Origin of the sequence: Pseudomonas sp. HS-18, from assembly GCF_020401845.1 — a bacterium.
Taxonomy (GTDB): Bacteria; Pseudomonadota; Gammaproteobacteria; order Pseudomonadales; family Pseudomonadaceae; genus Pseudomonas; species Pseudomonas nitroreducens.
In genome coordinates this window covers 5,807,803-5,819,847 of sequence record NZ_CP084413.1, presented here as the reverse complement: position 1 = coordinate 5,819,847, position 12,045 = coordinate 5,807,803, and the positions used below count along the sequence as shown (strand labels likewise).

At 66.3% G+C, this 12,045-nt stretch carries 9 protein-coding genes; 6 read left to right on the top strand and 3 right to left on the bottom strand.

Annotation, left to right across the window (positions count from 1 at the left end; all coding sequences use genetic code 11):
• The first annotated feature begins 92 nt into the window (after window positions 1-92).
• The 6 genes from msbA (at window position 93) to LDJ84_RS27105 (ending at window position 8,640) form a co-directional block, all read left to right on the top strand.
• Entirely contained in the window at window positions 93-1,925 is a 1,833-nt protein-coding gene (msbA, locus tag LDJ84_RS27130) for a lipid A export permease/ATP-binding protein MsbA (RefSeq protein ID WP_065085593.1), read from the top strand.
• A gap of 22 nt (window positions 1,926-1,947) precedes the next feature.
• Window positions 1,948-2,844, top strand: a complete 897-nt coding sequence (locus LDJ84_RS27125; protein WP_065085592.1) for a GNAT family N-acetyltransferase — start codon at window positions 1,948-1,950, stop codon at window positions 2,842-2,844.
• A gap of 97 nt (window positions 2,845-2,941) precedes the next feature.
• On the top strand, window positions 2,942-4,354 hold the full coding sequence (locus LDJ84_RS27120; protein WP_065085591.1) for a PIG-L deacetylase family protein: 1,413 nt from the start codon (window positions 2,942-2,944) through the stop codon (window positions 4,352-4,354).
• 64 nt (window positions 4,355-4,418) lie between these two features.
• The gene (gene hldE / locus LDJ84_RS27115) at window positions 4,419-5,843 is read left to right on the top strand and encodes a bifunctional D-glycero-beta-D-manno-heptose-7-phosphate kinase/D-glycero-beta-D-manno-heptose 1-phosphate adenylyltransferase HldE (RefSeq protein ID WP_024764284.1); all 1,425 of its coding nucleotides are present in this window, start codon (window positions 4,419-4,421) and stop codon (window positions 5,841-5,843) included.
• Window positions 5,844-6,002: 159 nt separating this feature from the next.
• A complete protein-coding gene (locus LDJ84_RS27110) occupies window positions 6,003-7,286 on the top strand; it encodes an acyl-CoA dehydrogenase family protein (RefSeq protein ID WP_065085590.1) in 1,284 nt (427 codons plus the stop codon).
• Between the two features lie 148 nt (window positions 7,287-7,434).
• Window positions 7,435-8,640 carry an acyl-CoA dehydrogenase family protein gene (locus tag LDJ84_RS27105; protein WP_065085589.1) on the top strand — a complete coding sequence of 402 codons (1,206 nt, stop codon included), beginning with the start codon at window positions 7,435-7,437 and terminating at the stop codon, window positions 8,638-8,640.
• A 128-nt stretch (window positions 8,641-8,768) separates the two neighbouring features.
• Here LDJ84_RS27105 and LDJ84_RS27100 read toward each other — a convergent pair whose 3' ends face one another.
• From LDJ84_RS27100 to LDJ84_RS27090, 3 genes are all read right to left on the bottom strand, one after another.
• The gene (locus LDJ84_RS27100) at window positions 8,769-9,680 is read right to left on the bottom strand and encodes a metal ABC transporter ATPase (protein WP_065085588.1); all 912 of its coding nucleotides are present in this window, start codon (window positions 9,678-9,680) and stop codon (window positions 8,769-8,771) included.
• 329 nt (window positions 9,681-10,009) lie between these two features.
• A complete protein-coding gene (locus tag LDJ84_RS27095; protein ID WP_065085587.1) occupies window positions 10,010-10,813 on the bottom strand; it encodes an aldo/keto reductase in 804 nt (267 codons plus the stop codon).
• A complete protein-coding gene (locus LDJ84_RS27090) occupies window positions 10,810-11,985 on the bottom strand; it encodes an NAD(P)/FAD-dependent oxidoreductase (protein WP_065085586.1) in 1,176 nt (391 codons plus the stop codon). The genes LDJ84_RS27095 and LDJ84_RS27090 overlap by 4 nt, the downstream gene beginning before the upstream one ends.
• Window positions 11,986-12,045 lie beyond the last annotated feature (60 nt).

Sequence of the window (12,045 nt, the reverse complement as noted above, 5' to 3'; positions counted from 1 at the left end):
CCTGAATCGATAGCCGGCTATAGTAGCCCAGCCGCCGGGCAAACGAGAGCGCTGTGTTATAATCGCCGACCTTTTAAGCGTGCGATTCCTACATGTCCGGTAAAGAACCCCAGGCAACTTCCAGCCTGAAGATCTACTTCCGACTGCTGACCTATGTGCGCCCGTACATTGGGATGTTCCTGCTCAGCATCGTCGGCTTCCTGATCTTTGCCGCTACTCAGCCGATGCTGGGAGCCATTCTCCAGTACTTCGTCGATGGCCTGAACAACCCCAATGCGTCGCTCTTCCCACGTTCGCAGTGGGTCTGGCTGCGTGACCTCAAGTTGCTGTTTGCCGTGCCGTTGCTGGTTGTTCTGATTGCCGTCTGGCAGGGTGTCGGGTCATTCCTCGGCAACTACTTTCTGGCCAAGGTTTCCCTGGGGCTGGTACATGACCTGCGGGTCGAACTCTTCAACAACCTGTTGACCCTGCCCAACCGCTATTTCGACCGACATAACTCCGGCCACCTGATTTCGCGTATCACCTTCAACGTGACCATGGTGACTGGTGCCGCCACCGACGCTATCAAGGTCGTGATCCGCGAGGGCATGACGGTCGTCTTCCTGTTCCTCTACCTGTTGTACAAAAACTGGAGCCTGACGCTGGTGATGCTGGCGATCCTGCCGGTCATCGCCCTGATGGTCACCAGTGCCAGCCGCAAGTTCCGCAAGCAGAGCAAGAAGATCCAGGTAGCCATGGGCGACGTGACCCATGTGTCCTCGGAGACCATTCAGGGTTATCGCGTGGTTCGCAGTTTTGGTGGCGAACCCTACGAGCGCTCGCGCTTTTTCAATGTAAGCAGCGAGAACACCGCCAAGAACCTGCGCATGAACAAGACCTCGGCGGTCTACACCCCCATGCTGCAACTGGTGATCTACAGCGCCATGGCCGTGCTGCTGTACCTCGTGCTGCTGCTGCGCGGCGATGCCTCCGCCGGCGAGTTGATCGCCTACATCACCGTTGCCGGCCTGCTGCCCAAACCGATCCGCCAGCTCTCCGAAGTCAGCTCGACCATCCAGAAGGGCGTGGCCGGCGCGGAAAGCATCTTCGAGCAGCTCGACGAACAGCCCGAGGTGGACAACGGTACCGTCGAGCGTGACCGCGTAAAGGGCCGCCTTGAAGTGAAGAACCTCAGCTTCACCTACCCGGGTACCCAGAAGAAGGTCCTCGACGACCTGAACTTCAGCGTCGAGCCGGGCCAGATGGTGGCGCTGGTCGGTCGTTCCGGCAGCGGCAAGTCGACGCTCGCCAACCTGATCCCGCGCTTCTACGACCATAGCGAAGGGCAGATCCTGCTCGATGGCACGGATGTCGAGGACTACAAACTGAGCAACCTGCGCACACACATCGCGCTGGTGACCCAGCAGGTCAACCTGTTCAACGACAGCGTGCTCAACAACATCGCCTACGGCGACCTGGCCAGCAAACCGCGCGAAGCGGTGGAGAAGGCCGCCGAGGACGCCTTTGCCCGCGAGTTCATCGACCGCCTTCCCGAAGGCTTCGAGACCGAAGTCGGCGAGAACGGCGTGATGCTTTCCGGCGGTCAGCGCCAGCGCCTGGCAATTGCCCGCGCCTTGCTCAAGGATGCGCCGGTGCTGATCCTCGACGAGGCCACCTCGGCGCTGGACACCGAGTCCGAGCGGCACATTCAGGCCGCCCTGGAAAAGGTCATGGAAGGTCGCACCACCCTGGTTATCGCCCACCGCCTGAGCACCATCGAGGCGGCGGACCTGATCCTGGTGATGGACCAGGGTCACATCGTCGAGCGCGGCAGCCACGACGAGCTGATCGCGCAGAACGGCTACTACGCCCGTCTGCACGCCCGTCAGTTCGCCGACGACCCGGTCGACGGGACCGAAGAAGCACCGGTCGAGCAACCGGTATGACGGCAGTGGGGAATCGCCGTCCATGCTGAACCGCCTGCGCGTCTTCCGCGAGCGCGGCTGGACCTCCCTCAGCGCCACCGATTACGCCGCCGCCTGGCAGCGCTTCGGCGGCAGCGTCGCGACCCATCCGGACGTGGTCGAACGTCTCGCCGCCCTGGCCGGTATCCCGGTGCGCTACCTCGGTTGGTTCGAAGGCGACGAACTGCGCGCCGCCGTGCCCACGTGGGGGCGCAACCTGGCCTTGTCCAAGGACGTGCTCAAGCGCGAAGGCAAGAAGGCGCTGTTCGACCTGGGCAACGCCGAGATCATCCTGCCGATCGCCGAGGGCGCGCGCATCGAGTTGCGCCATCAGGTGCGCTATCTCTCGGAGCTGAACCGTGAGCAGGTCAGCGACGCCCGTGAGCAACCCGAGCAGTTGGCGATGAATCGCGCGCCAGCGGATTTCTCGAAGAAATTCCGCTACAACCAGCGCCGCGAACAGCGTTTGCTGGAAGAGGCGGGCGGCGTGCTGCAGCCGATGAGCGAGCTGAGCCCCGAGGAGCAGGCGAGCATCTATGCCGACCTGTTCCAGCGCCGCTGGGAGTTCGAGGTACCGGGCAAGGCACGGTTGGCCGAGGTATTCGGCCTGATGCGTGAGTTCATGCGTGGTTCGCTGGTGCGCCTGGACGGCGAGCCGGTGGCGATCCAGATTCTTTACAGGGTCGAGGCGCCGAAATGGATCAGCGTCGAATATATCAATGGCGGCGTGGCGCCGGAGAACCGCGAGTTCAGCCCCGGCAGCGTGCTCAGCTTCGTCAATACCCAGCAGGCCTGGGCCGAAGCCGAAGCGCTGGGCAAGCCGCTGCGCTACTCCTTCGGCCGCGCCGACCGCGAGTACAAGGACCGCTGGTGCCACCGCGTGCCGGTGTTCCAGGTCTGAAGGCCCCTCGTCCTTCAGGGACAGGGGAGAACCCGAACCTCAAGCCTCACCGTTTGAGCGGACCTCGTCCACCATTTGCCTTGAGAGAGATCCCCGCGTGACCGCCCGCAAACAGCATCTGCTCAAACAGCACCGCCGCAAGAAGCGTGTGGTTCTGCTCGTCGCCCTGCTGGCGCTGATCCTGCTGGGTATCTTCGCGCCCTGGTGGAGTGTGCCGCTGGCCGTGTTGCTCGGCTGGGTCGCCCACGAGGCGTGGTTCGCCGATCACCTGTTCTACTCGCCGCGCGACGACTACCGCTACGACTTCCCCGAAGGCTCCGTCGCGCTGCCGGTCTCCCTGGGTCCGCACGGCTTGCACGTTGCCACCGGCGCGTTGCCGGAGCGGGAAGAGACCCTGGTGCTGGAGATCGAGGTGAAAGCCTCGCTGCTCGGCCGCTGGCTCGATCCGCAGGTGTTGATCGAGGGCGTCGAGAACGACCGCCAGGACTTCGAACGGGGTGTCAGCGGCAAGCGCTACATCAACCTCTCCGGCCAGGGCGCAGCATTGCGTGCCGGGCACCTGCGCATCCGCAGCCGCCATTGCCGGCTGGCGCAGCAGGGCGTGCTGCATGCCTTCGACAACCCCGATTACGCCCGGCAGCGCCTGCTGATCATCGCCCCTCACGCCGATGACGCCGAACTGGCTGCCTTCGGCCAGTACAGCCGTTGCCCGGAAGCCTGGATCGTCACCCTGACCCAGGGTGAGATCGAGGCCGAACACTACCAGCGTCTCGGGCTGGGCAAGGCCGAGGCTGCCAGACTCAAGGGCCGTCTGCGCACCTGGGACAGCATTGCTGCGCCGCTCTGGGGTGGCGTGCCGGCCGAGCGTTGCGTGCAACTGGGCTACTACTGCCTGCAACTGCCGGCCATGGCTGCCGAGCCGAGCCAGGCGTTCGGCTCGAAGGAGTCCGGCGAGACCGACATCCGCAGCGTACGCGGCTTCAATCCGTTCGCGCTGCCGGCCGACAGCGACGGTGCGCCGACTTGGCTCAACCTGGTGGCTGACCTCACCACACTGATCGAACACATCCGCCCTGAGGTGATCCTTACCGCTCACCCGGAGCTGGACCCCCACGCCGACCACGTGCACGCTACCCGCGCGACCCTGGAGGCCATCGAACGCAGCAGCTGGCGGCCGCAGACCCTGCTGCTTTACGCCAACCACCTGCACGATAACGATCGCTGGCCCATGGGGCCGGCCGATGGCGGTATCGCCCTGCCACCTTGTATCGAGGCATTGCCGGCCGACCCGCTGTGGAGCCCGGTGCTGGATGCCGCGACGCGCATCGACAAAGCCCAGGCCCTGGCCCTGCAGCACGATCTGCAGACCCCGCTGACCGGCAAGAAGCGCCTGCGCCGGCTGATCCAGCGTGTGTTCGCCGGGCGCCAGTGGCCGGTCACCGGTGACGACGAGTTCTTCCGCAAGGCGGTGCGTCGCCACGAGCTGTTCTGGGTCCGCAGACTGCCCTGACCGGCGCAAGTCGCACCGGGCGGCTATGGTATTATCCGCGGCGATTTCGACCTGCGGAGTTCCCATGAAATTGACCATGCCCCGATTCGATCAGGCCCCCGTTCTAGTAGTCGGCGACGTGATGCTCGACCGCTACTGGCACGGCGCGACCTCGCGCATCTCGCCCGAGGCGCCGGTGCCCGTGGTGCGGGTCGAGCAGCATGAGGACCGCCCCGGCGGCGCCGCCAACGTCGCGCTGAACCTTGCCGCCCTCGGCGCACCGGCCTTCTTGGTCGGTGTCACTGGTGTCGACGAGGCCGCCGACAGCCTGAGCGACAGCCTGCAGGCCGTGGGCGTGACCACCCGCTTCCAGCGCATCGCCGGCCAGCCGACCATCGTCAAGCTGCGGGTCATGAGCCGCCACCAGCAATTGCTGCGCGTAGACTTCGAGGAAGCCTTCCGCACCGACGCGGTGGCGCTGTCCGCCGATGTCGAAGCGCTGCTGGACCAGGTCCGTGTGCTGGTGCTCTCCGACTACGGCAAGGGCGCGCTGAAGAACCACCAGGCACTGATCCAGGCCGCGCGCAAACGCAATATCCCGGTGCTGGCCGATCCCAAGGGCAAGGACTTCGCCATCTACCGTGGCGCCAGCCTGATCACCCCGAACCTCTCCGAATTCGAAGCCATCGTCGGTCGCTGCACCGATGAAGCCGACCTGGTTGCCAAGGGCCAGCAACTGATGACCGAGCTGGAGCTCGGTGCGCTGCTGGTCACCCGTGGCGAACACGGCATGACCCTGCTGCGCCCCGGCCACAGCGCCCTGCACCTGCCGGCCCGCGCCCGCGAAGTGTTCGACGTCACCGGTGCTGGCGACACGGTGATTTCCACCCTGGCCGGCGCCATCGCTGCTGGCGAGGACCTGCCGCAGGCCGTGGCCCTGGCCAATCTCGCCGCCGGCATCGTCGTCGGCAAGCTCGGCACCGCCGCCATCAGCGCCCCGGAACTGCGTCGCGCCGTGCAGCGCGAGCAGGGCTCCGAGCGGGGCGTACTGAGCCTCGACCAACTGCTGCTGGCCATCGAGGACGCCCGCGCCCACGGCGAGAAGATCGTCTTCACCAACGGCTGCTTCGACATCCTCCACGCCGGCCACGTGACCTACCTGGAGCAGGCGCGCGCCCAGGGCGACCGCCTGATCGTCGGGGTCAACGACGACGGCTCGGTGACCCGCCTGAAAGGCCCTGGCCGCCCGATCAACAGCGTCGACCGCCGCATGGCCGTGCTCGCCGGCCTCGGCGCGGTGGACTGGGTCGTCAGCTTCGCCGAAGACACCCCCGAGCGCCTGCTCAGCGAAGTCCGCCCGGACGTGCTGGTGAAAGGCGGCGACTATGGCGTCGATCAGGTCGTGGGTGCCGACATCGTCAAGGCCTACGGCGGCGAAGTCCGCGTGCTGGGCCTGGTGGAAAACAGCTCCACCACCGCCATCGTCGAGAAGATTCGTCACCAGGGCTGATCCTCCCCTCCCCAGAAAGGGCGCTACCGGGTAGCGCCCTTTTTGTTTGTGCCCCATGCACTGACCGCTCTGCCAGCGACCAACGGCAAAGCGGTCATGGTTCCTGCGGCATTTTGCGGCGCATGATCGGGGCATCCACCCTCCGCGGAGCGAGATGCCATGACCACCGACGTGCAGGGCCGCGCCCTGGCCGTGCTGAACCGTGTCGCCCAGGCCGACTGGCCGGACCGACTGAAGCTGCGCAAGCCTTTCGAAAGACTGCTCTACAGCGGCAGCCGCACCGGCTTTCGGTTGGCCAGCGAGCGCGCCGCCAAGCAGCCCAAGACCCCACGCAAGGCCGATCCCGATGGGCTGTTCGACCTGTCCCTGTCCGACGAGCAGCAGATGTTGGTGGAGATGCTCGAAGGCTTCGCCGCCGAAGTGCTTCGCCCGGCCGCCCATGAGGCCGACGCCAGGGCCCATCTCAGTCTCGAACTGCTGGCCCAGGCGCAGGAGCTGGGGCTGATCCACTATGGCGTCAGCGAAGTGCATGGCGGCATGGCCGGCGAACGCACCGTGGTGACCAACGCGCTGATCGCCGAATCCCTCGCCCGCGGCGACCTGAGTCTGGCTGCCGCGCTGCTGGTGCCGTTGTCGGCGGCCAACTCTATTCGCCGCTGGGCCTCGCCCGAACAGCAGGCGCGCTGGCTGCCGGCCTTTGTCGCCGAGGAAGCGGCGCCGCTGATTGCCATCGCGGTGAACGAGCCGCAGTTGTTGGCTGATCCACTGCGCCTGTCCACCAGGGCCCGCAAGCGCGGTTCGAGCTACACGCTATCCGGCGAGAAGTGCCTGGTGGTGCGCGGCGTGGATGCGCAGAAGCTGATCGTCGCCGCGGATGCCGGCGACGGCCCGGCGCTGTTCCTCGTCGATACCCGTGCCAAGGGCGTCGAAGTGCGTGCCGAGCCGGCGATGGGGCTGAAAGCCACCGGCACCGCGCGGGTTCGCTTCAAGGGGGTGAGAGTCCCGGCCGAACAGCGGTTGGCAGCCGAGCGCTTCGACTATCAATCCTTCCTCGATCACACCGCGCTGGCCTGGTGTGCGCTGGCCGTGGGCACCGCGCAGGCCGCGCTGGACTACGTGATCACCTACTGCAACGAGCGCGAAGCCTTCGGCGAGCCGATCAGCCACCGCCAGGGTGTGGCCTTCATGGTTGCGGATATTGCCATCGAACTGGACGCCATGCGCCTGATGGTCTGGCGCGCGTGCGCGCTGGCCGAACGTGGCCAGGCGTTCCACCGCGAGGCCTATCTCGCGAAGCTGCTCTGCGCCGAGAAGGCGATGAAGATCGGCACCGACGCGGTGCAACTGCTCGGCGGCCACGGTTTCACCCAGGAACACCCGGCCGAGCGCTGGTACCGCGACCTGCGCGCCGTCAGTTTGATGGTCGGCGGCCTACACCTGTAACGCGGGCTCATCGCTGCTGTGCTCGCCCAGCCGGCGTTGGAAACGAACTCGGAATGCTCATTTACAACTGTAGACTCCGCTTCCTCGTCCGTTTCCGCCTTGGCTGCGCTTCGCTCGCAACGCGATGAGCTCCGCTTAGGAGCCTTGCATGTACCTCGAGACACCGAAGAAATTCCGCACCTTGCAGAACCAGGCCCGTCAGGTCGCCGAGAACTACCTGCGGCCGATTTCACGCAAGTACGACAAGGCCGAACACGCCTATCCCAAGGAACTGGACCTGCTGGCGGCGCTGCTGGACGGCATGAACGCCGGTTCGCCGGACGCCGTCGGCGCCACCTCGGCCAGCAAGCGCAAGGCCGGCGCGGAGGAGGGCGTGAAGAACGGCGGCAACCTCTCCGCCTGCCTGGGCGTGATGGAAATGTGCTGGGGCGATACCGGCCTGCTGCTGGCCATGCCGCGCCAGGGCCTGGGCAACGCCGCTATCGCCGCGGTGGCCAATGAGGAGCAGCTCAAGCGCTTCTCCGGTACCTGGGCGGCCATGGCGATCACCGAGCCGGGCTGCGGCTCGGACTCGGCAGCAATCCGCACGACCGCAACCCGCGATGGCGATCACTACCTGCTCAACGGCGAGAAGATCTTCGTCACCTCCGGCGCCCGCGCCGATGCGGTGGTGGTGTGGGCGACCCTGGACAAGAGCCTCGGCCGCGCGGCGATCAAGTCCTTTGTGGTGGAGAAGGGCACGCCGGGCATGACCGTCACCCGGCTGGAGAAGAAACTCGGGATCAAGGCGTCGGATACCGCCTCCATCAGCTTCACCGATTGCCGCGTGCCGGCGGCTAACCTGCTGGGCAATGCCGAGATCGATGTGCAGAAAGGCTTTGCCGGGGTAATGGAAACCTTCGACAACACCCGGCCATTGGTGGCCGCCATGGCCATCGGCGTGGCGAAGGCCTCGCTGGACCGTACTCGCGAGCTACTGAAGAAGGCGGGTTGTCGCTTCGACTTTCGCCAGCCGCTGCTGATCGCCAGCCATGCCGAAGCCACCCTCTATCGCCTGGAAGCTGAATGGGAAGCCGCGCGCCTGCTGACCCTGAAGGCGGCGTGGATGGCCGACAACCGCCTGCCCAATTCCAAGGAGGCTTCCATCGCTAAGGCCAAGGCCGGGCGGGTGGCCAACGAGGTGACGCTGAAATGCGTCGAACTGGCGGGGGCGTTGGGTTACGGGGAAGAGGAGCTGTTGGAGAAGTGGGCGCGGGATTCGAAGATCCTCGACATCTTCGAGGGCACCCAGCAGATCCAGTTGCTGATCGTGGCGCGGCGCTTGCTGGGCAAGAGTTCCAGTCAATTGAAGTGAAGCTGTTGTAGGAGCGAGCTTGCTCGCGAACTGCTCAACGCCGGCGTACCCGCCTGACATGGTTCGCGAGCAAGCTCGCTCCTACAGACGTCGCCCTACCGTCAGGCAGGGCGAATCAGGTTACGGCCTCAGGCCGTGCGTCGCCCGCTGCCGGCATTGCCGGCGGCGGGCGGCCACTGCTCCATCCATTCGCGGAAACGGATGCGCTCTTCGCGCACCAGCCAACCTTCCTGTTCGGCGAAGCTTTCCGATAGCCAGAGGCCGCGGGTACTCGCCTTGCACAGTTCGCCCTTGCTCAGGGTGAAGAGTTCGCCAGTGGGGCGGCCGTGTTCCAGCGGCAACAGGTAGAGGTCCGGACGACGGCGGTCCAGGCGGGCCACCAGCGGGCCGCTTTCGAGTTTTTCGTCGACATGGAACAGACTGACCTCGCGGGCGTCCTTTGGCAGCTCCATGCGCAAGTCGTAGACCAACTGCAGGGAGGCCGTCGGCAGGTGCACGTAGGCTTGCGGGCGCTCCAGCAGGCGCAGCGCGCCGGCCTGCACCGGGCGCGAGGCGCCGGAGAGCGGGGTGAGCGAGAAGTGGCTGGTTTCGCGGTAGCGCAGGATGCCCTCGTAGGGCGTTGGCAGCCAGGTGTCGCCGAAGCGCCCGCCGAGCCAGCCGTCCGCGGTTTCCACCAGGCATTCCTCGGCCACTTCCTGGATCGCGGTGAGCAGCGGCAGGTTCAGTTCGTGGGCCGGCACGTAGCCGGAAATCAGCTTGAGCACCGTGTCGCCGCGGTCGAGGCGGCGCTGGCGCACCAGGATCCAGTGATCGCGGCCCTGGTAGTTCAAGGTCAGTCGCACCGACACGCCGAGATTGGCCAGTTCGGTGGTAAAGCGTTCGGTTTCGTGGATTTCGATGGGGCGGCGCTTTTCCAGGACCTGGGCAAAGTTCAGGGGCTTGCCGAGGGTCTGGTAGGCGAGACCTTCCGGGCTGGCTTCCACCAGCAGCGGCAGGGTCTTGAAGGCGGTCGGGTCCTTGCGGGCGAGCGTACGGGGCATGTGGGGGTTCCTTCTCGTACAGGGCGCCGGGTTGCGCCGGGCGCGTCCTTTTCAAAGGCGACGCCGACGCCAACGCTGACCGTCTGCGGGAGACGGACCGGCCGATCGTTCTTTACCGGGTCGCTACAACCTAGACAGCCTGACACCGATTCTGGCGTCATCGAAAATCAAAAAGATTTCCGGATTTTTCCCTGAAGGTCTTGGTGATTCCGAGATTTTTGCAGGGGAATGGCTGGCTGGCGACAGTTTCTGTGCCCACGGTTTTCGCCGGGGGAGTTGGAGCATGGCACAGGAATACGCAATCCACATGACCGTACGGCGTCTGCCGATCAGTGGTCGAGCACCTCGGCGGCGATGCTGACGTTGTGCGCCAAGTGCAACGGATTGATGGTGCCGACAATGGCGCTGGCGACGCCCGGATGGCCCAGCGCCAGCTCGAAGCTGGCGCGCACCGGATCGACACCCGGCGCCAGGGTGGCGTGGCCGCTGGCCAGGGCCTTCTTGATCAGGATGCCGCGACCCTGGGCCAGGGCATGGTCGATCACCAGCTTTTCCGCCTGTTCGTTGAGGTTGTAGGTGACCATGGCGCAGTCGCCGCGCTCCAGGGCCAAGAGGCCGCCGTCGGCGGTCTTACCGGAGAAACCGAAGCCGCGGATCAGCCCTTCGTCCTTCAGCTGTTCCAAGGTTGCGTAGACCTCGGTGCCGCGCAGGATGTCCAGGTCGTTGCCGTCGGAGTGCACCAGCACCAGGTCGATGTAGTCGGTCTCCAGGCGCTGGAGGCTGCGCTCTACCGAGCGGCGCGTGTGGGCGGCGCTGAAGTCGAACTGCGACTGGCCGCTGACGAATTCCTCGCCGGTCTTGCTGACGATCACCCACTGATCGCGCTGGCCGCGCAGCAGCGGGCCGAGGCGTTCTTCGCTGCGGCCATAGGCCGGTGCGGTGTCGATCAGGTTGATGCCCAGATCGCGGGCCAGGGCGATCAGGTCGGCAGCCTCGCGGTCATCGGGAATGCGAAAGCCCGCGGGATATTTTACGCCCTGGTCGCGGCCGAGCTTAACGGTGCCCAGGCCCAGCGGCGAGACGTTCAGGCCGGTGCTGCCCAGCGGGCGGTGCAGGTGATGCAGGGTCTTCATCCGAACAGTTCCTCCCACACCGGGCTGGCCATGGCCGGGCGCGGCAGGTTGGGCAGGGCGGCGCTGGCTTGCGGGCGGACGCCGCTCTTCTCCAGGGACTCCACTACGCGATCGGCGAAGTTCGGCGCCAGGGCCAGCTTGGTCGGCCAGCCGACCAGCAATGCGCCGTCCTCCGCGAGGAAGGCGCTGTCCGGACGCAGCAAGTTGTTCTGCGAAGGCTCCGCGCGGTCCACCCGCAAGGTGGCCCAGCGCGCGGTGGAAAGGTCGATCCACGGGACCAGCTTGTGCAGCTCGCGCTGCGCCTCGGTGATCTGCTCGGCTTCGCTGCGCGCGACACCGCCGGCTTCGGCGATGTCGCCTCCCAGGTACCAGACCCAGTCGCCATTGCTCAGCGGGTGGGTGGTGACGGTGACTCGTGGCTTCGGCCCGCCGCCGAGGCAGTGGGCGTAGAGCGGTTTCAGGGTCGGCGCGGTGACCAGCACCATGTGCAGCGGGCGGCGCTGCATTTCCGGGCGCTCCAGGCCCAGCTCGCGCAGCAGCGCCTCGTTGCCGGCGCCGGCGCTGAGCACCACGCGCTGGGCGCGGATCTCGCGGCCGTCCACGCGCAGGCCGGCCAGTTGGCCGCCTTCGCGCAGGGCTTCGATGTGTTCGCCGGCCAGCAGGCTGTCTCCGGCCAGTTCGGCGAGGCGGGCGATCAGGCTCGGCACGTCCAGCACCAGTTCAGTGAGGCGGTAGGCCTTGCCCTTGAAGGCCTTGTCCTGCAGGGCGGGCGGCAGATCGCTGCCCTTCACCTGGGCGACGCGGCTGCGCACCGCCTTGCTGGCGAAGAAGCTGGTGAGATTACCGGCCAGGCCGCCCGGTGACCACAGGTAGTGGGCGTCGGACAGCACGCGTACGCCGCGCAGGTCCACTTCGCCGGTCCCGGCCAGGCAGTCGCGCCACAGGGCCGGCATGTCGGCGATGGCTTCCGAGGCGCCGGTCAGCGCGCCGTGCAGCGCGTACTTGGTGCCGCCATGGATGATCCCCTGCGAGCGCATGCTCTGCACGCCCCCCAGCGCGGTGTTTTCCACCAGCAAGGTGGAAAAGCCGGAGCGACGCAGGCGGGCGTTGAGCCAGAGACCGGCGATGCCGCCGCCGACGATGAGGATGTCGGTGCTCAGGGATTCGGACATGAAAGCGCCTCGAAGGGAAAACAAGGCGCGCAGTATAACCCGATGGCGCGCGGCGGCAGG